This is a genomic window from Methylocystis sp. WRRC1, from assembly GCF_020733155.1.
Lineage (GTDB): Bacteria > Pseudomonadota > Alphaproteobacteria > Rhizobiales > Beijerinckiaceae > Methylocystis.
In genome coordinates this window covers 2,956,106-2,975,170 of sequence record NZ_JAJFZJ010000001.1, presented here as the reverse complement: position 1 = coordinate 2,975,170, position 19,065 = coordinate 2,956,106, and the positions used below count along the sequence as shown (strand labels likewise).

The following is a 19,065-nucleotide window of genomic DNA, read 5'->3' as shown; positions in this document are numbered from 1 at the left end:
CGCATATCTCTTCTCAAGGCCGCGCTTCAGCTCGGCGGGACATAATCAAAGACTGGGACGGCCGCGAGCGGCCGCCCCAAATTACGCAACTTACTTGCTCTTGCAATGGCTCTTGTGATGGCAGCCGGCCTTCGTGTGATGACAGCCGTGCTTGTGATGGCAATTGCCCTTGTGATGGCTCATGTGATGCTTGCACACGCCGGTCTTCGTCATGCACTTCATCTTGCCGCCGCACTGGCCCTTGGCCATGTTGCAGGTGTGGCCCTTGGCGTAGGCCGGCGTGACGGCGGCGCCGCTCAGCGCGAGCGCAACTGCGGCCGCGGCCAGAGCCGCGCCTGAAACGACTTTCGTCTTCATGTAGTTCTCCTCAGTAAAGCCCCCGACGGGAGCGAAAGGTCGTGCAAACCGGACGCCGCTGGCGACGCGGATGACTATCGGTTCATCGGCGCCGCGGACGGAGCGGCGCTCGCCGGCGCCGCGCCTGAAGCCGGAGCGCCGGGGGCGGCGTTGGCGGGCGCGGCCTCGTTGGTCGCCGGAGCAGCGGCTCCCTCGGCCTTGCCCTTCGCCGGGCACCCGGCTTTCGCGCTGCAGGCCATTTTCTCGGACGAGGCCGCGCCGCGATGATGCTTCTTGCCTTTGGCGGCGGCTGGAGCTGCGCCAGCGAGCGCGAGAGCCATGGCGGCGGCAGCGATGGCGGCTCCCTGGAAGGTCTTTGTCTTCATGAACAAAACTCCTGAAAAAGAGCGCGGCGCTTCGACGTCGTGCGAAGCAAAGACCACGCCACAAAAGTCAAGCTTACCATCCGATCGCCATTCCGCCAGCGCGTTTTCGGTCAGACCCCCAACAATCAAGGACATGGATAACGCCGACCGTGATTCTCCACAGCGTCAGATTGCTGCAACGCAGCGAATTTGGCAATGCGCCGCACCATCGAAACCCGGGCGGCTAGGCTTGCCGGGACACCGCCCCGCTGTTAGATAGCAGCGCATCGTCGGGCGACCCTCGTCCGGCGAAAACTGGTTTTCGATCGTCGGGCCGCGCCGGCCAGGTCAGACATGAACCTTTCGTCTCTCGCGCGCACGCGCAGGGACCTCCGACTATCGAAAGCCGATCCGTAACGCCAACCCATAGCCGGCGCCCGCCCGCAAAGGGCTCCTCAGGAGAAACAATGTCATCCGCAACGACTCAGCGCGCCCCCACGCGCGAAGATTTTGCCGCCCTGCTCGACGAAAGCTACGGCAATAACGAGGCTTTCGAAGGGTCCGTCATCAAGGGCCGCGTCGTCGCCATCGAGAAGGACGTCGCCGTCATCGACATCGGTCTGAAGACCGAGGGCCGCGTCGCCATCAAGGAATTCACCGGCTACGGCCGCGATCCCGCTCCGAATGTCGGCGACGAGGTCGAGGTCTATCTCGAGCGCGTCGAGAACGCGCTGGGCGAAGCCGTCATCTCGCGCGACAAGGCGCGCCGCGAGGAGAGCTGGGTCAAGCTCGAAAAGGCGTTCGAGACCAATGAGAAGGTCGACGGCGTCATCTTCAACCAGGTCAAGGGCGGCTTCACCGTCGACCTCGACGGCGCCGTGGCCTTCCTGCCGCGCTCGCAGGTGGACATCCGCCCGATCCGCGACGTCGCGCCGCTGATGAACGTGCCGCAGCCTTTCCACATCCTCAAGATGGACCGCCGCCGCGGCAACATCGTCGTCTCCCGCCGCACTGTGCTGGAGGAGAGCCGCGCCGAGCAGCGTCACGAGATCGTGGCGAACCTCGAAGAAGGTCAGGTGATCGACGGCGTCGTGAAGAACATCACGGACTACGGCGCCTTCGTGGATCTGGGCGGCATCGACGGCCTGCTGCATGTCACCGACATCGCCTGGCGCCGCGTCAATCACCCGTCCGAGGTGCTGACCATCGGCCAGACCGTCAAGGTGAAGATCATCAAGATCAATCACGAGACGCACCGCATCTCGCTCGGCATGAAGCAGCTGCTCGAGGATCCGTGGCAGGGCATCGAGGCCAAGTATCCGATCGGCGCGAAGTTCCATGGCCGCGTGACCAACATCACCGACTACGGCGCCTTCGTGGAGCTGGAGCCGGGCATCGAGGGCCTCGTCCACGTCTCCGAGATGAGCTGGACCAAGAAGAACGTCCACCCCGGCAAGATCGTTTCGACGAGCCAGGAAGTCGACGTTCAGGTTCTCGAAGTCGATCCGGTCAAGCGCCGCATCTCGCTGGGCCTCAAGCAGACCCTGCAGAATCCGTGGGAGGCCTTCGCGGAGAAGCATCCGATCGGTTCGACCGTCTCCGGCGAGGTCAAGAACAAGACCGAGTTCGGCCTGTTCATCGGCCTCGACGGCGACGTGGACGGCATGGTCCATCTCTCCGATCTCGACTGGAACCGTCCGGGCGAGCAGGTGATCGAGGAATACAAGAAGGGTGACGTGATCAACGCTCAGGTTCTCGACGTGGACGTCGAGAAGGAGCGCATCTCTCTCGGCGTGAAGCAGCTTGCGGGCGATCCCTTCGCCTCGGTCGGCGGCGGCGAGGAAGGCGGCGACGTCCGCAAGGGCGCCGTGGTCACCTGCGAGGTGGTCGAGGTCAAGGACTCCGGCATCGACGTCAAGATCGCCGGCACCGATCTCACGACCTTCATCAAGCGCAGCGAGCTCGCCCGCGACCGCGCCGACCAGCGCCCCGAGCGCTTCGCCGTCGGCGAGAAGGTCGACGCCCGCGTGACCCTGTTCGACCGCAAGGCGCGCAAGGTCGCCGTCTCCATCAAGGCGCTCGAGGTCGCCGAGGAGAAGGAGGCCATCGCGCAATACGGCTCCGCCGATTCCGGCGCGTCGCTCGGCGACATCCTCGGCGCGGCGCTGAAGGCCCGCGAGGGCGAAGCAAAGAAGGGCAAGAAGGACGAGTAATCCTTCCCCAAAAAAAAGATCAAAGGCCCGCGGCGCGCAAACGTCGCGGGCTTTTTCTTTTGGTTCGGCGCCGCCGAACCCGCGTCAACCTTTCATTCACCATAACGCAACCTGTTTTATCGGCGTTAACCCTAGTTTTGGCCGCGCAGGGCAAGATCGGCGCATCGTTAATGCTTGCCGAACGCGAGCCCCTGGAGTTGCGTCATGAGTGCGAACTCTTTTGATCATGAATATGCCGCCAGTCCTTACATGGGCCCTCTACGCGCCCGACCGCTCGGCGCGCTTGCCGCTTTCGGCATGGGCGCGGGCGCCTCGCTCATTCTCGCCGCGGCCGTGATCCTGACCCGCCATGCGGCCGACCCCCAGTCTGTCGCCAATGCGGACGCTCCCGCAGCCGCGGCGGCGCCCGCCGCCAAGATCGCCAACAAGATCGCCGCCGCCGGCCCGGACCAGGCCGGAGACGCCAGGGCGACGCCCTTCAGCGCCTTCGACCTCAACGCGCCGGAATTCGAGCGTGAGAAGAAGGTCGTCTCGGTGCGCGAGTCCGAAGAAGGCGGCGGCCGCGTCGACAGCCTGACCATGGGCCAGTTCGCGATGGGCGCGCCCTTGCTGCGGATCGACATTCACCAGAATCTGACCGCCAGGGACACCAATCCCGACTTCTTCCTCGACATGACCCGTCACGCCGCGCAGCTTGGCCTCAATGTCGCGAAGATCGGCCAGCCGACGGCGCTGACCACGCGCTTCGGCGCCTTCGAGACCGCCGACATCCGCCTCACCCAACCCGCGAGCGAAGGGGTCGCGGCGAGCGAGCGCTCCTGCCTTGCCACGCGTCTCGTCGACGGCAAGCTGCCGCTCGAGATCGCCGGTCTCGCCTGCGGCGCGGCAACCCTGCCGATCGAGCGCGCCTCGCTGGGCTGCATGCTCGACCGGCTGGAATATGTCGCGCCCGGCGACAACAAGGCGCTCAACGAGTTCTTCCTCAACGCCGAGGCGGCGCGCGGCAAGGGCTGCGCCAATGTCTCGCATGACGACGTGACCGCGAGCATTCCCGCCCGCAAGCCGCCTGCGAAACGAGCCGCCAAGGCCAAGCCGGTCGTTCACAAGACCCAGGCCGTGCGCTGACGCGATGGATGGCGGAGGCGCGACCGCCATTCACTCTAACGGGAAAAAGCCGGATCGCGGATCAAGTCTTGTCGCTTTTGCGAAACGATCCGCTATTATGATCCTAACCGGTTCAACTTGATGGGGATGGAGATGCGCAAAGCTTCGGTTATTTCGGCGGGACTTGCTTGCCTGATCGCGCTGGCGGCGGGCGGCGACGCGCTCGCCAAATCGCGCAATCGCCAGCCCGGCTATTCCGTCTCGCAGAGCCGCGGCCCCATCGAGGTCGAGCGCCGCAGCTTCCTCGACCCGGGCACCAAGGTTCCGACAGGCAGCACGAACCGCTACATGGTGCAGCAGACTTTCAACAATCAGGATCCGATCGAGGCCAATCAGCGCAGCTGGTACATGCAGGAGACCCTGCCCCGCAAATATGAAGTGCCTTACGACGACGGCTTCACGCTCGATCTTTTCCCGTAAGGCCGGGTTATTCTTGACACGGGGGACGGGCTGCTGTAGCTCCCCCTCAGCCTGACGCGGCACGGACCGCGCCGGGCATGCACCCGTGGCTGCTCTCTTCAGCAAAAGACGAGCGCCTGTCGGCCGGATATCCGGCAGAGGAGGGCGCGTTCCGGACCCCGGCGACGCCGGGAGCGTGCGGGAAACGCGATTGCGGCGAAGCGCCCCGAGCATAGGCTCGCGGCGCATTTTCGTCTTTTCGCCTCTCGCGCGCAACGCGACCATGAGAGGACGAAAGTAAAGTGACGAAGCGCGCAGAAGCCAAATACAAGCTCGACCGCCGACTGGGCCAGAACATCTGGGGCCGCCCGAAGAGCCCCGTTAACCGCCGCGAATACGGTCCCGGCCAGCACGGCCAACGCCGCAAGGGCAAGCTCTCCGACTACGGCACGCAGCTGAAGGCGAAGCAGAAGCTGAAGGGCTATTACGGCAATATCTCGGAGAAGCAGTTCCGCAAATATTACGCGGAAGCGATCCGCATGAAGGGCGACTCGGGAGACAATCTGATCGGCCTGCTGGAGCGCCGTCTCGACGCGGTCGTGTATCGCGCCAAATTCGTGCCGACGGTCTTCGCCGCGCGCCAGTTCGTCAACCACGGTCACATCCGCGTCAACGGCCGCCGTGTGAACATCCCGTCCTATCTCGTGAAGGTCGGCGATGTGATCGAGGTGAAGGAAGCCTCGAAGCAGGCGGTGACGGTGCTCGAGTCCGTCGCTCTCGCGGAGCGCGACACGCCGGAATATTACGACGTCGACCACTCCAAGATGACCGCAAAGCTGACGCGCGTTCCACACGCGACGGAAGTTCCCTACCCGGTCCAGATGGAGCCGAACCTCGTGATCGAGTTCTATTCGCGTTAGTAAAATCGACGCTATAAAATCAACATATAGCGTTTAAAAACAAAGATTTAGGCGCCATCATACTATGTGATGGCGCCTTTTCTTTTACACACGCGCCACACAGAACAAAACATGACCTAAATGGTTTAGTGGCTTTATTGGCATGAGAAAGGCTGTGACTTTACACAGACGCTACACAGGCTGTTAGAAGATGGTTGGGAGATTGGGAGCGGGGTTGGGGGCTGGGGAGGTTGGTGCGTAAGCATGCATGGTGGCACCTTGGCTTGGCCGACAATGACCAGCACTTCGGGAACTAGCCGTATCTTTAAAACTCCCGCCAGCTGAACAAAAATTCCGACCTAAATTTCCCATTTTCAGTATCTTGCGAAGCGTGCGGTATTACGTCGCGGCGCGAGCTGTAAATTTCTCGGGCCCTTAAGTGAATATAACAGTTCCTGATCCCGAATATACTCCAGCACTGAGAAAGGACGGTAATTACGTATGCCGCTAATCCCACCTCGCCCCCTACCGCCGCAGTTTGACGAGCCATCGGTCGGCCTCTTTTGGTGCATTGATGACACGATCGTGGCAGCTGGCAAGCCCCTCCGGATTGCAGACCGCTACGGTGAATATCTGACGTATGACGGCGGCCATGGTGAGCACTGGGAAAAGTGGAAGAAAGCCGGGTCTTCCTGGCTCAAGCGCGAAGGACTCCCGCTCACGATACTCAATTCCGAATATGACGACCACCCAAGGGGACGAGTGATCTATTCGCCGAATGATCACGAATTTCGGATCTATGCCGATGCGCGGTTACATGACGAACCAACCATCAACAAAATATGCAATCGCTTCGCGCTCGGAAACAATAAAGCAACCGTCTTTCGCGACTCTCACTACCGATAGGCGCGGCACATGGCGGGCAACGTAACGCACTCGGAAATGGATGCTCTTCTGCGCCTGCACTTTCCCAGCGATGGATAGATCGACCTTAGGTCCGAGTTTGCCGCGTTGTTCGGCCTCATTGAACATATGGGTGAAACCTACACGGTGATTGGTGCGTTTGCGCTTGGCGTGTCAAACGCCATTGAATCGGGAACCCAGTTTTTCATCCAAAAGGGACCCCTGTCTTGGCGCGAGTTTTCTGCCGTTATTGGCATGACGAAGTGGACAGGCTCAGGCGCGGTTCTTGAAGCGCCAGCTTTCGTTGCCGGTCTCGACGATATCGCCGTGATGGGTAAGGCGGTCGAGCAGCGCGGTCGTCTTCTTCGGATCGCCAAAGACGCTCGGCCATTCGCCGAAAGCCAGGCTAAGCTCTCATACACGTAGCCGTCCGGCGTAGGCCGCAGGCGCTGCGTGCGGGATGATTGGCGGGTCGATCTGCCAATTTATACGGGATGCAGGAGTCCGTCGGATTTTAGAGTTTCGATGGCCTTGTGTAGATTTAGGCCGCGATAGACTCGGAACCACTCGCCGGTGTGGCGACGCCACTGAATGTCGAAGCGGTCGGGGCTGATCCAATCGAGGCGAGCGAAGGGCGCATCGAACTCTTCGCCCTGATTGTCGGGGAAGCCGGAACGGTAACGTTGGATGAGGCGATATTTGGCGCCGTGCCATTTGCCGAGAATATCGACCGGATAGTTGAACTCGGTCGGTTGGATCGAAGGCAGGAAGCGAGGCTTCAGGAAGTCATTGATCAACAGCTCGCAGGCGGCGGTGACGCGCGCTTTTTCGGCCTCGGAGAATGCGGCGTTCGGCTTAAGCAGCTTGCGCATGGCTCATATGCGCCTTCCGCCAATTCCATGGCAGCAGTTCATCGAGCCGATGCGCGGGGTGCGCGGCGATGCGGGCGAGGACGTCGGCGAGCCAGGTCTGCGGATCGACGCCGTTCATCTTCGCCGTGACGATGAGGCTGTACATCGCCGCGGCGCGTTGACCGCCGCGATCAGATCCGCAGAACAACCATGACTTTCTTCCCAAAGCGATGCCGCGCAGGCCGCGCTCGGCGGCATTGTTGGACAAGCAGACGCGCCCATCGTCGAGGAACAGCGTGAAGGCCGGCCAGCGCTTCAGCATGTAATGGATCGCCTTGGCGAGATCGTGCCCGCGCGAGAGTTTGGCGAGTTGTTCGCGCAGATAGCTTTCCAGCGCGTCGACGAGCGGGCGGCTCGACGCCTGTCGAACGACGAGGCGTTCCTCCGCGCTCTTGCCTTTGATCGACCGCTCGATCGCAAACAGCGCGTCGATCCGACGAACGACCTCGATCGCGATCGGCGACAGCGGTATCTCCTTCTTGCCCGAAGCCTTGCGCCGCGCATTCTCGTCGATGTCCGCCATTGCGAAGAACGGGCGCCTCGCATGGACCCAGCACGCGGCCTCGCGGATCGGGCCGGGCGCGCGCCCTGCCAGATAGAGCTTGCCGTAGCCGTCATAGGCGTCGGCTTGCAGGATGCCGGACCAGTTCGCCAGATGGCCCTGTGGATGTTCGCCGCGCCGATCGCGCGAGTAATAGAACATCGCCGCCGGCGGCCCGGCGCCGCCGAAGGGCGCGTCGTCGCGCACATAGACCCAGCAGCGGCCTGTGTCGGTCTTGCCCTTGGCCAGCACAGGAACCGTGGTGTCGTCCCCGTGCAGCCGCTCGGCTGCGAGGACATGCGCCTCGACAAGACGCCGCAGCGGATCGAGCGCGGCGCAGATGGAGCCGACGGCGTCGGCCATGGTCGACAAGGCGATCGGCGCGCCTTCGAGCGCATAGCGCTCGGCTTGACGGTTCAGTGGTTGATGCTGGCCAAACTTCTCGAAGGCGATCATCGCCAAGAGGCTCGGCCCCGCCCAGCCGCGCGCAACGACATGGAACGGCGCCGGCGCCTGGGTGATCTTCTCGCAGTCCCGGCAGGTGAACTTCTCCCGCACGGTCTCGATGACCTTCCACTGGCGCGGCGTCGTCTCCAGCGTCCGCGTCACATCCTCGCCGAGCTTGCGCAGGCGCGAACCACCGCAGCAGGCGCAGGTCGTCGGCGCCTCGACGACCACGCGCTCGCGCGGCAGATGCTCAGGAAAAGTGTTGCGCTCCGGCCGCTTGCGCTCGAAGCCGGCGACGGTGGTCGTCTTTGCGACGGCGCGCTCCGCAGCGAGTTCGTCCTCGGTCGCGCTCGCTTCCAGCTCTTCGAGTTCGAGCGACAACTGATCGAGCAGCCGCGCCGAGCGCTCCGACTTTTGCCCGTAGATCTGGCGCTGCAATTTGGCGATCTGGAGCTTTTGCGCGGCGATCAGCGCCATGTCTTCCGACGCCTTCGCGAGCGCGACGGCGAACTGCGCTTTCAGCGCGGCGTTTTCGTCGAGAAGGGCGGCTGCGTCCATGAGGCGAAGTGAATCACAAAACCCGCGATTTGTGGCGCCTCAAACAGCAGACGACCCCAGCTTTTTTGCGTCTCACCCCGCGCTTTGCGGCCTGAAGGTGAGTTGCGGGTTTCGCCAGTCGATCCCTTCCAGCATATAGGCCATCTGCCCGGCCGAGATCGACACCGCGCCCGCGCTCGCCGAGGGCCAGATGAACTTTCCGCGGTCGAGCCGCTTGGCGTAAAGCGACAGCCCGATCCCGTCGTGCCAGAGGATTTTCGCGAGATCGCCGCGGCGACCCCGGAAAATGTAAAGGTCGCCCGCGTGAGGGTCGCGCTTCAACTGCTCCTGCACCTGAAGCGCCAGGCCCCGCATGCCCCGCCGCATGTCGGTATGGCCGGTCGCGATCCAGACCCGGCAGCCCGCCGGCAACGGGATCATCGGCGCAGCGCCTTCACGACCCGCGACAGCGCGGCTGTCTCGACATCGGCCCACACAATGATCCGATCACCGTCGGCGAGCACGATCTCCATCTGGCCGGTCGACCCTGGAGCGGAATACTCCGCCGTCGCGTCCGGCGTGATCGTCACCGGCAGGATCGGCGCGCGTCCCTGCGGCGCAGCCAGATCGAGGCCGAACTGCCGGCGCCAGGTGAAGAGCTGGTTGGCGTTGAGGTCGTAGCGTCGTGCGACCTCGGCGATCGAAGCGCCGTCCTCGAGGCTCTCGCCGACGATCCGGCGCTTCTCATCGAGAGCCCATGATCGGCGCTTGCGACGGAGAGCCGGCGGATCGTCATCGTTGCGCGACATCGGCGATAGTGTCCGCTTGTAATAGTACTGGACACGATCATCGCGCCAGCCGTCACCCAGCTATCCCGAAATCCGAGCTCACCGCCAGGCCGCCGCCGCCGGAGGGATACGCTCGATGTCATGGATCGTCTGAAACAGGAAACGCCGCGCCAACTCGCGAAACCAGCCAAAGACCGTTCGCCAATGACCGAGATGTAAGGGCAGCATCCGCCAGCCGCAGCCTGAACGCACGAGATAGCGCACCGCATTGACCACTTCGCGAAACTCCACTTCGCGAGGTCTGCCCCTGCGTCCGGGCTTCGGCATCAAGGGCGCGATTTGCGCCCATTCCTCATCCGTCAAATCAGACGGATAACGCTTGGTCTTTCCGGCGATCCTGGCCATCCGGCCCCGCTGCTTGCTTGTCCACATCCAAAGTGTGAATCATAGGCGCAGCGAAAAGGGAATCCCCGCAAACCTCGATTTCCAAACAGGCTCTAACCCAATCAACCAAAAACAACCTCGTCATCGGGCTGCTAATCCGGCGATCCGGTACGTCGCCTCATAATCACGAACCAATTTGGCAAAGTCGTATTTCGCTGACATTTCCTGCGCTCCTCGGGAAAATCGCACATAATTATCGGCGTCGAGCATCGCACGCATTGCTTCGGCAAGCTTTGCGACAAAAGTGTCGTCATCTTCCAAATTTGGAACGAGAATGCCCGCCGTTATGTTATTGGCCTCAACCATAAGTCGGAGTTCTCCAATATCAGTTGAGATTACGGGTTTGTATTTCATAATCGCCTCGACAATTGTAAGCGGATATGACTCTCCGGCAAATCTCGTGGGCAGCAGCGCGCAATCACACATATCATAGAACGCCATAACTTCGCGTTGATACCCAAGAAAGATGACGCCCGGCCTCTTGTGGTAGGCGTCGTAAAAATGCTGGTAATGCGGCCCCTCTCCACACAACACAACATATACAGGGACGTCACTTTCGGCTCGTACTTTCTCGAGAGCTTCCACGGCGATATTCCATCCCTTTGACTGGATGGCGCGCGAAGCTACGCCGAAAACAAAAGCATCATTTTCGATTCCGAGAGATTCTCTCGTGTAAGGGAACGTCGCAACGCGAACAGGCACTGCGTTTGGCAATTTGGTCGTCAAAGCTCGATCGAGACCGAGAGCGTCGAGCGTCGAGAGGTTTTTTTCGCTAATATAAACCCAATGTCGTACCGCGTTCATGATCGACTTCAACGTTTCGGGATCGATATCGGAAATCTCATAGGATCCGTGGTGGGTCACAACATAAGGCAATTGTTGCTTCTGGATAGCCCTGTGAAAATCCACGTCGGCGGAGACGTAATGAGTGTGAACCAAATCGATTTGGTAGCTTTCGAGAAAGCGATCGAAGCCGATATCTTCGATCAGCTTCCGCTCGAAAACAGGAATTCGTGAGTCGAGACGCCCTCGAATCTCTTCGTTTTCACCCGCCTCGGTCAACGTCATGACCGATACTGTATAGCCACGTTCGACGAATGCGTTCGCCAAATTGATAGGGAAAATCTCCCCACCCCCGGTGAAGAACCCAATAATGATCATCAAAACATGACGTCGCTCTCGACGCTGTTTCAGAATCGTGTTCAAATGAAAGAACTTCGAAAAATTTCGCTCTGTTTCTTTCTTGAATTGAGCATAGAAAAGACCCGCGACGCGCCTGTAAAACGCGAAGACAGCCGCCTGGCTGAGGCCGAATTGTCGTTGGAGCTCGAGCGCGATGCGAAAATGCTCCTCGAAAAACACAGCGCTATGAGTTTCACCACGGGAGGAGTTGTCTACCTGTGAATGAAAGTGAGTAACAGTTCTCGGGTCGAAAGCGATACGCCCACCGCGCGCAAAATGCATGTACAAATACCATTCGCCGCACACACTATATGTTTGGGCATCAGCCCACACCTCTCTCTCTAACGTCTGCTTTCGAATGAGGCATCCACCCACGCTATCGATAAGGTTCTGCATGCCGAAAGGACCTTTGAACCAAGCGGACGCAGCGTCGATGCGCGGCCCTTTTCCTAGTCCATGCTCGGCCCTTCCACAGTAGTTGTCCGACTCTGAGTTAAAAAGCCCCTCGGATGACGCCTGATCAAACGCGCCAAAAGCGATCATGACGCTTGAATCGCTAAAATACGGCGCAAGAGTCTCAAGGAACTTTTTGTCGCATTCAACGTTTGCGCCGAAAAACCACAATAAGTCCCCACTCGCGAGTGTTGCGCCTTTCTCCCACTGATGGAAAATATTTCCTGAAGGCGCGTCGTCCACGATCAACTTCACAGGAATTGCGAGATCTTTCGTTGCTCGCTCGATGACCTCATGGCCGCCGTCGCTGGATGCATCGTATAAAATTATTATTTCGACAGGAGACCATTCTTGTACAGCAATTGAATTGATGTGCTGCTCAAGCAAACTGGCGTTCTCGAAATTGGGAACGATCACGGAGACCTGCAATCGCTTGGAAGAGGCAGGCCGTTTAGCGCGCATATTGCTGGGCAGCCTTCCTTCGCCCCTTCCGTGCGTGAGATAGTGGTAGAATGGATTTAATCCGGCGCCCTGAACGTCTTGATAGCGCTTTAAATAAAAAGCAGTCGAAAACCATGCGCACGGGTCGCGATATTCTCGCCATCCAATTTCGTTATAGTGAGCTAATAAATTTTCATCATCGAGATGCTCTAGATCTGGATAAAGAAATCGATAGAAAACAGGATCAAAACCATCCTTGATGAGGGCGTCAACCTCAATCATCTGCCTATAGGCGATGTAAGCTATCACGCTTCTCACTGAGTATTGCGTCGTCATTTATGGTAACATCGAACATGCGCCGAGTCGCCCATGACGACAATCCCTCAGGCGCCGAACTACCAGATATTGAGCAACAAACGCCCCGGCTGTAGGCATGAACATATCCGGGACATAATTTGACGCCCGAGTAAGCGGCACAGCCAATTTCAAAACCTCGCTCATCGATTGTCAGCGCCGCTTTGGCGAACGGTGGCAAGTCCTTCCCTTAGGAATTCGCCTCCTGCGGCAAACCGATTTCCATCACCCCGGGGACGATCCTGCACGGCTCGAAACTGCCGCTGATCGTGTGGTTTTGGGCGTCCTACCTCATGCGCACCGATTCCGACGGAATTTCCTTGCCCCAATTGCAAGGGTGACTCGCGCTGGGCTGGTATAAAGTCGATGCCGCCCAACTGCGCCGCGCCATGAGCGCTCGGGATCTCCGTTCGCCTGCGGGGATGGTCGATGTCGATGAGTCGACCCCCCCCTTGCGGGGAACGAAAGAGCTGTTCTTGGGCGGACGCGGTCGCCCTCGCCAGGGCAAAATGCTTCTCGGCGCCGCGGTTTAGATCGAATCTGAAGGCCCGGTGCGGACCCGTCTCGGGAAGGTCGCGAACTACTTCGCCGCGTCGTTGCATGGTTTCGTCGACGTGAATTTGGCGCAAGGCGCGACAGTCGAGACTGACTGATGAGCCGCTTATCCGGAGGCGCCCGGCGTCGATCGCGAGACCCATGTAGCCGGCGCGATGGCCGCCCATGTTGTTTTGCCGTGGATCCATCGCGTCGTCTCTAATCCGAAGATCTAGGCGCTCGTCTTCTATCATGGGTTGCGGGATCAGTGTCTTCAAAGCTATCTGGACGAGTTCGTCTTTCGCTTCAACTCACGCCAATCGCGTCAAGCCGACTTCCGCCCTGTCTTCTCCATCGCCTGCGCCACACAGGCTGTTACATAAATACTATCGGCCAAACCTGAGCTTCGGAATAAGCCTCCGCCCATATTCATGACCGCGCGTTTCCATCTCAAGGCTATGGCCTTGCACGAAGATCTATTGAAGCTCGACCGTCTCCACCTCCCTCAATATCACATAGAATTACACGATTTCAAGCAATAATATTTTTTATGTCACAAATGCCCATCGGCGCACTGCCTGGAAGAATAAAAGTCCGCTGCGGCAGGACGCCTCGCCCCCATATTCGGCCTCCAGCTCATGCCCGAAGACATACTTCGAGGTGGATCAGTTCATCGTTCATCGGGGGTGAACCATGGAGAATTTGCCCACGATACGCCTCAAGGCGGCATTATTCGCCTACCGGACGCATATCGACCATGCAACACCGGGGACGATCTTGCTCGCAGCGTCCAGACGTACACGACCATCGGTTTGCCGCCCAAATTCGTCCTTCCAAAAATCGTTAGCGCTGGTCTCGATTCTTTCTCCAAGTGTCCCCCGCAAAAAGGCGCGCCCTATCGCTGGAGAGGGTCGCCCCCAAGTAGCAAATTATTGCCGGACAACCTCCGAATTTGACAGCAGGTTCTCTCTGGAGCTTCCGGGATTGAGGCCATAGTAAGACTCTAGGAAATTGCTGTAGTTTCGAAATGTGCACGCGTGCCGCTTTGCCCACTCATTGGACACGTTCAGCTTAAGAATAGCGTCGTTTAGAGCCACAGGGTTGCGAATGAGCGCATAATCGAAAACCACTCCGAAGTCCTCGTATTTGACACGATCTGCCTGTGCGCCGATGTCAAACACCAAAGGTGGAAGTCCGAGAGCGAAGGCGATGGAAAGCGAATAACAATAGGTCTCTGGCCAGATCGACGGGAACAGCGCAAAATCAGGCTCAAGCTTCTCTATCATCGATATGCACTGGGCGACCGTACTGTAGCGCCCTGTTTCTACGACATTTACTTCGCGCATTTTTTCTTCGCTCGAAGAGTAGCCCACTATATAGTATTCGATTGGCAAAGAGCGCAGTTTTGCATCGAGCGCCAGGGAGTAAAGCACATCGCGTCCTTTGTGGGCTCCGATAGCGCCGATCGTTACGACACGAATTGTTGAGCGTCCGGCGTGAGGCGAAAGAAAGGCGACATCGGTAAACGATTCCTCATGCTCACGAACGACGAACGATAGGCCGGGGAAATGGTGGGATAGCCGCTTTTGAGTATCCTCCGAAGGCACGAACACCTGGTGCGCGTGTTTCAAAAACGATCGATATGCCTCCTTTCGTTCCGCGGGATCGACGACGTCTACGGCGGCATTGTCATTGCGTACACAAATCCGGCAATCTGCTAATGTCATGACATCGCAATAGCGAGCTTCTCGATCCACCATATGGTGACGATGGCAGATCGAGTCATAATCATGCAGTGTAACGAAGAACGGGCCCGACCTGTCGCAAAGCATCTTCATCAAAAGCTTCGCTGAAGTCCAATTAACGATCGCAAACGAATGCACGTGGACAATTTCAGGACTCAGCCAATCGAGAAACTCTGCGATGAGGTTCACATTGGCCTTTATGTTAACCGGGCTGAGCGACGGTAAGTAGATATTCTTGCCTTGATCGAACAGACGTATAGTGGCGGTATCATTTTTGACGTAAAGCAACGCCGTCGTCATTCCGGACTCTTCGAGCCGCTCAGCGAGGCGTTCTACATGGGTCGGAATGCCGCCACTACTTTCGATCGTGATAAGGACCGCGGAACGAGGGCCGATATGACGCGCTAATCGATAGAGATCGAGTCGCATACGAGCTTCGAGCGCAGAATCGGCGTGGATGAACGCGCTGACCTGAGACTGATAGTCGGGATGCTTCCTTGCGAGAGCAAGTTGACCAGGCTCATACTCCTCTATACGAAACTCATTGAAGGAGACCTGACCACTGTGATAGACGAAGACGTCGTGCGCGAATAGATTCTTGTAACCGGCTTTTAAGGCGCGCATACAGAAGTCGTTCTCCTCGCCATAGCCTCGGCCGAAAACGAGATCGAAATCGCCGATTTCATCGATAACGGATCTACGCATATAGAAACAGAATCCGACGCCCGTCGGCACGCGCGTGCTTCGTCCCTTATTAGAAACGCTCGCATACTCATCAAGTTGTTCTAATGTGCACTCGAGTGCAAGAAAATTAGCACGATTCGTATCGGGATAACTGCAAATTGACGCGTTGTTGGAGAACGGCGTCACAGTCGCAACTCTCGAATCATTCTTGGCATGTTGAAGCAGGCGGTCGAGCCAATCGCCATAGACGAGCGTATCTGCGTTGAGCAGGACCACGTCATTGTGTGGCCGCATTTGCAATGCCTTGTTGACGGTCTTTACGAAACCAAGGTTTTCGGGGTTTTCGACATACACGAACAAGCCTTTCTGCGCCAAAGCCCGCAGCTTTTCCGTCAGGTTTGACTCGGGGCTCTTGTCGTTAACGACAATAAGATCAAATTTACATTTCTGCGGATTACAAAGAGCAGAATATATCGCGGCCAAAGAATCATCGTAGCCTTTATAGACAGGCACGATTACGCTTACATCGAGGTGTTCTTGGTCTGTCATGGGCGCCAGCTTTGCCCATTGTTCGTCAGTGGGGGCGACAGGACGCGACCATCGTTCCACACCCATAGGATTGGGCTTCAAGCCATTCTGCCGTCCATGGCGCAGATAGTGATGAAATGGATTCACGCCCGCCAACTTAACTTCGGGATGGCTGGACAGGTAATAATTAGTCCAGAAATACGCAGTTGGGTTACGCCCTTCCTTCCAGCCATAGTCAACGTAGTGACTGACCGGATTAACCTTAGCCCTTGCGATGTCTGGATTTTCATCGCAATAAAATCGCGCATCGAAATGTGGAGCAATCGCCGTTATCAGCTCCATCCTTTCGGCTTCTCTTGCGACTGATTGCTGGTCGCCGCCCATTTGTGTCGACGACGCTGCTTGCGCGCGCGAATTTTCTGCGGTTACGATGAAGTGATAAAATGGATTGATATCTGAGTTGGTAAGAAAGGAGTTGAGCGCAACATATTGTTGCGTGTCGAAATCCTCTCGAGGATTGAAACCCTGCTTCCAGCCGGATTCTAAGTAGTGATCAATAGGCTCAAGCCAGCTGAGCATAGGCCCATATTGTCGCTTGTAAAATGTTTCATCGAAAAGATAGGCAATTTCTTTTTTTTGTATTTCCAGCCATTCAGCCGGCGTTTTTGGAGCAGTGGCAGTCTTTTTTCCAAGTTGCGCGTAATGCAACAGAGGATTCATAGAAAGTTGGCCACCCGGCATATTTTTTTTTGCATAATATAACGTGTGGAAGCAGGAGGCAGGATTTCGGCCTTCCTTCCAACCATAATTGTGAAAGTGATCGTGTGCAGATATCCCTGACGCAACGACATCAGGGTATGCCGCGAGATAGAACTTCTCGTCGACGACCAACACTTCGGCTCCTGAAGAATTGACGAAACCAAGAAGTTTACGCCAGTAAGCTTTGCTCATCGGTCACCTCGGAACAAAGAGAAATTCGGGTAGGGGAGTCGTCCTTCTGCGAAGCCTGACCGCTCAAAGTGCTGCTGTCCCGATTCAAATATGTTGTCCTCGATCGCAGCGACGATATCCGGGTATTGTTGTCGATAAAAATCCTCATCGACCTTGATCGGCCGGGGTTGCCGGTTCTCCTTGTAGCCATAGAGACGATAGTGTTCGGCTGCGCTGTTTACAAAGCCAGCCTCAATTGCGCGTCCGACATCCTCGTATCGCGCTAGATACCAGTCTTCGTCGACTCTTATGCTAGACACGGCCGCATTCAATAAAATTTCGAACAGATAGCCAGGAACGATATACTCGGGCTGTTTGTCCCCATAGACGACCTTGGCATAAAGTCGATTTAATTCAGTGAATATCACTGGCGATCTCCTCCAAGGTAAGACGCATCCGAGTTGCTCAGCTAGTTGTCCGCAAATTCCTCTAGTGGAATTTGATCGGCGTCACGCACCGCCATAGCGGGACCCCGCACTAGTAGCTACTGTCGCATTTCGGTGAGAAGTAATTCAAGGCTGCATCGACAACCTTTCTGGAGCGACGCGGGTTACGTTGCCTTGTGATGAACGCGCCGAACTGGAGGGCTTGGCGCGCTCGATCAGGACGGAACGCCGCTCGCGAGTGAAGGCGCAAATCGTGCTGAGAGCTGTCGATGGCGCGGCGACGCGGGTGATTGGGCGCGCGCTCGGTTGGACAAAGTCCAAGTTTCACCAGAAACGGCTCAAATCGTGTTTCGCGCACCAGTGATCCCGGGCGCTTGTAGATCGCTTCCAGGGAAGGGATCATATTGGGCGCATCCAACACAAACCGGCGACTCATGAAAGGACCTGAATGCATAGGAGCGCCTTCAACGAAGCGCTGTTTTGGTTGCGCGCCAATTTAGTCGGCACATTGCCAGTCCTCCCAAACAGGGATTCTTTATTGCCACAACTTGGCGATATCAACAAGCCTCTGCATTTACATTTGATTGGCAAGAAAAATCGCTTGGCGTCGGCGTAAAAAATGCTGCTGTCGCCCCCAAGTATTATGCTCGAGGAACCTTGTGAGCTCCTCAATTGTGCTTCACGCCCGCGAACCCCGTCGCAGTCCGAGGGTTCTGATGTGAAGCACATCGCGCCCGAACACTCTGTTTGATCAACGAAAAAGCCCCGTTTCAATTAAAATCCTGGCCTATTGCGGCCCTTTGAGGGCAAGAGACCCCATGGGGAGGGGGAATAGTGAGCCTATCCAACGGGACGTATGTCGCACAGCGCCTCGCAATCCGCCAGAGTTATAGGCGGTCACTGTCATCCGCACTTGCTGAAGATGGCTTTGCTATAATCAGCCTGCGAAGTGTCAAGGCCCCGCCCCACCTCAGTCAAAGAGGCGGCTTCGTCCCAAGAATCGGGATGCGATTTCGTCGTTATCCGCTTGGAAGCGCTTCATCAACTGCTCCCGCTCGTCCGCGCTGAGGATGTCGTAAGCGGCAAATGCCGGTGAGCTCTGCTCGCGCATGATTTGGGCGCGAGATCGCTTCAACGCGTCTGGCGCGTCTTTTAGAGCCCGGTTTGCCTTGAGCATGAGACGCACGCCGTCGGAAGAGAGACCCGGATTCACTGCGGTGGCAGGCCGGTTCCAACCTGCGCCATTCACGCCAAGCTGGAGGAGAAAGTCGTCAAAGAGATCATCGAACTCGCGCTTGTCATAAACGCGCACCGTTACGGAACCTTGCCCAAAGACCCCTTCCAGGGTGTCGATGAATTGCTTGTAGTCCAATCGCCTTCCAAGCCTCTTGGCAAAGCTTTGTATGTCTTCGGTTTCGCCAAGAGACTTGACATGGTGGTTATATATTGACTCGAGCAGTTGATCCTGACGTCGCACATAACAGATGGGTCGAATCGACCATCCGTCAAAAGCATTCCTCACAGGCGCATAGGAATGGGCGCCGCGAATGAGACAAAATTCTTCGGAGCTAACGACTGCTTTTTTGCCAGCGATTTCCAAGCGCGCCTTGCGCCAGAGGCCGCTTTTGTCTCCATCCCGAAGCGTCCAGGCGAGTTCATGATGACCCCAGCTCACGGCGTTATCGAGCGCGCCCGTGACCGGACGGAAGACGCCAGCCTCGTTCAGTCGATCAGCGTTGTCGAAGAGGAACTTTTGTATCGCCGTGGTGCCGGTTTTATGTACACCAACGTGAAGGTACAGAATCGGTTTCATGACCTCAA

The 19,065-nt window shown here is 57.7% G+C and carries 15 protein-coding genes and 2 pseudogenes; 5 read left to right on the top strand and 12 right to left on the bottom strand.

What is annotated here, in order from left to right; genetic code table 11:
• Positions 1-90: 90 nt before the first annotated feature.
• Together LG047_RS14440 and LG047_RS14435 are read right to left on the bottom strand one after the other, a co-directional pair.
• The gene (locus LG047_RS14440) at positions 91-357 is read right to left on the bottom strand and encodes a hypothetical protein (protein ID WP_036283171.1); all 267 of its coding nucleotides are present in this window, start codon (positions 355-357) and stop codon (positions 91-93) included.
• 74 nt (positions 358-431) lie between these two features.
• Complete coding sequence (locus LG047_RS14435) at positions 432-722, bottom strand: hypothetical protein (protein ID WP_144259596.1); 291 nt, start codon at positions 720-722, stop codon at positions 432-434.
• Between the two features lie 446 nt (positions 723-1,168).
• Between LG047_RS14435 and rpsA the strand changes: the two genes are divergently transcribed.
• From rpsA to LG047_RS14410, 5 genes are all read left to right on the top strand, one after another.
• Entirely contained in the window at positions 1,169-2,914 is a 1,746-nt protein-coding gene (gene rpsA / locus LG047_RS14430; protein ID WP_036283173.1) for a 30S ribosomal protein S1, read from the top strand.
• Positions 2,915-3,118: 204 nt separating this feature from the next.
• Positions 3,119-4,039 carry a hypothetical protein gene (locus LG047_RS14425; RefSeq protein WP_227967472.1) on the top strand — a complete coding sequence of 307 codons (921 nt, stop codon included), beginning with the start codon at positions 3,119-3,121 and terminating at the stop codon, positions 4,037-4,039.
• A 132-nt stretch (positions 4,040-4,171) separates the two neighbouring features.
• Positions 4,172-4,498, top strand: coding sequence for a hypothetical protein (locus LG047_RS14420; RefSeq protein ID WP_036287895.1), 327 nt, complete (start codon positions 4,172-4,174; stop codon positions 4,496-4,498).
• A gap of 281 nt (positions 4,499-4,779) precedes the next feature.
• The gene (rpsD, locus tag LG047_RS14415; protein ID WP_036283174.1) at positions 4,780-5,397 is read left to right on the top strand and encodes a 30S ribosomal protein S4; all 618 of its coding nucleotides are present in this window, start codon (positions 4,780-4,782) and stop codon (positions 5,395-5,397) included.
• A gap of 564 nt (positions 5,398-5,961) precedes the next feature.
• Complete coding sequence (locus tag LG047_RS14410; RefSeq protein WP_227967471.1) at positions 5,962-6,282, top strand: hypothetical protein; 321 nt, start codon at positions 5,962-5,964, stop codon at positions 6,280-6,282.
• Between the two features lie 270 nt (positions 6,283-6,552).
• Here LG047_RS14410 and LG047_RS14405 read toward each other — a convergent pair.
• The 10 genes and pseudogenes from LG047_RS14405 to LG047_RS14360 all read right to left on the bottom strand — a co-directional run.
• A pseudogene (locus LG047_RS14405) lies at positions 6,553-6,687 on the bottom strand (ATP-binding protein); the annotation flags it as partial.
• Between the two features lie 77 nt (positions 6,688-6,764).
• Complete coding sequence (locus tag LG047_RS14400) at positions 6,765-7,151, bottom strand: hypothetical protein (protein ID WP_227964445.1); 387 nt, start codon at positions 7,149-7,151, stop codon at positions 6,765-6,767.
• Positions 7,135-8,736: an IS66 family transposase gene (locus LG047_RS14395; protein WP_227964447.1), complete on the bottom strand. Its 1,602-nt coding sequence runs from the start codon at positions 8,734-8,736 to the stop codon at positions 7,135-7,137. Before LG047_RS14395 ends, LG047_RS14400 begins: the two co-directional genes overlap by 17 nt.
• Positions 8,737-8,808: 72 nt before the next feature.
• Positions 8,809-9,156, bottom strand: coding sequence for an IS66 family insertion sequence element accessory protein TnpB (gene tnpB, locus LG047_RS14390; protein WP_227964450.1), 348 nt, complete (start codon positions 9,154-9,156; stop codon positions 8,809-8,811).
• Positions 9,153-9,524 (bottom strand): transposase, encoded by a 372-nt coding sequence (locus LG047_RS14385; protein ID WP_227964452.1) that lies wholly within the window; start codon positions 9,522-9,524, stop codon positions 9,153-9,155. Before LG047_RS14385 ends, tnpB begins: the two co-directional genes overlap by 4 nt.
• A 111-nt stretch (positions 9,525-9,635) precedes the next feature.
• Positions 9,636-9,935 (bottom strand): annotated as a pseudogene (locus tag LG047_RS14380) (transposase); the annotation flags it as partial.
• A 93-nt stretch (positions 9,936-10,028) separates the two neighbouring features.
• Positions 10,029-12,359, bottom strand: a complete 2,331-nt coding sequence (locus LG047_RS14375; protein WP_227967470.1) for a glycosyltransferase — start codon at positions 12,357-12,359, stop codon at positions 10,029-10,031.
• A gap of 1,481 nt (positions 12,360-13,840) precedes the next feature.
• A complete protein-coding gene (locus LG047_RS14370; RefSeq protein WP_227967469.1) occupies positions 13,841-16,819 on the bottom strand; it encodes a glycosyltransferase in 2,979 nt (992 codons plus the stop codon).
• The gene (locus LG047_RS14365; protein ID WP_036285743.1) at positions 16,816-17,226 is read right to left on the bottom strand and encodes a hypothetical protein; all 411 of its coding nucleotides are present in this window, start codon (positions 17,224-17,226) and stop codon (positions 16,816-16,818) included. Before LG047_RS14365 ends, LG047_RS14370 begins: the two co-directional genes overlap by 4 nt.
• Before the next feature lie 988 nt (positions 17,227-18,214).
• Positions 18,215-19,057, bottom strand: coding sequence for a hypothetical protein (locus tag LG047_RS14360; RefSeq protein WP_227967468.1), 843 nt, complete (start codon positions 19,055-19,057; stop codon positions 18,215-18,217).
• Between the last annotated feature and the right edge of the window lie 8 nt (positions 19,058-19,065).

What these genes read in the sequence shown, in the direction of transcription:
- LG047_RS14400 (WP_227964445.1), bottom strand. Translation starts at nt 7,151, where the DNA reads ATGCGCAAGCTGCTTAAGCCGAACGCCGCATTCTCCGAGGCCGAAAAA.
- LG047_RS14360 (WP_227967468.1), bottom strand. Translation starts at nt 19,057, where the DNA reads ATGAAACCGATTCTGTACCTTCACGTTGGTGTACATAAAACCGGCACC.
- LG047_RS14435 (WP_144259596.1), bottom strand. Translation starts at nt 722, where the DNA reads ATGAAGACAAAGACCTTCCAGGGAGCCGCCATCGCTGCCGCCGCCATG.
- LG047_RS14375 (WP_227967470.1), bottom strand. Translation starts at nt 12,359, where the DNA reads ATGACGACGCAATACTCAGTGAGAAGCGTGATAGCTTACATCGCCTAT.
- LG047_RS14395 (WP_227964447.1), bottom strand. Translation starts at nt 8,736, where the DNA reads ATGGACGCAGCCGCCCTTCTCGACGAAAACGCCGCGCTGAAAGCGCAG.
- LG047_RS14440 (WP_036283171.1), bottom strand. Translation starts at nt 357, where the DNA reads ATGAAGACGAAAGTCGTTTCAGGCGCGGCTCTGGCCGCGGCCGCAGTT.
- LG047_RS14425 (WP_227967472.1), top strand. Translation starts at nt 3,119, where the DNA reads ATGAGTGCGAACTCTTTTGATCATGAATATGCCGCCAGTCCTTACATG.
- LG047_RS14420 (WP_036287895.1), top strand. Translation starts at nt 4,172, where the DNA reads ATGCGCAAAGCTTCGGTTATTTCGGCGGGACTTGCTTGCCTGATCGCG.
- LG047_RS14370 (WP_227967469.1), bottom strand. Translation starts at nt 16,819, where the DNA reads ATGAGCAAAGCTTACTGGCGTAAACTTCTTGGTTTCGTCAATTCTTCA.
- LG047_RS14385 (WP_227964452.1), bottom strand. Translation starts at nt 9,524, where the DNA reads ATGTCGCGCAACGATGACGATCCGCCGGCTCTCCGTCGCAAGCGCCGA.
- tnpB (WP_227964450.1), bottom strand. Translation starts at nt 9,156, where the DNA reads ATGATCCCGTTGCCGGCGGGCTGCCGGGTCTGGATCGCGACCGGCCAT.
- rpsA (WP_036283173.1), top strand. Translation starts at nt 1,169, where the DNA reads ATGTCATCCGCAACGACTCAGCGCGCCCCCACGCGCGAAGATTTTGCC.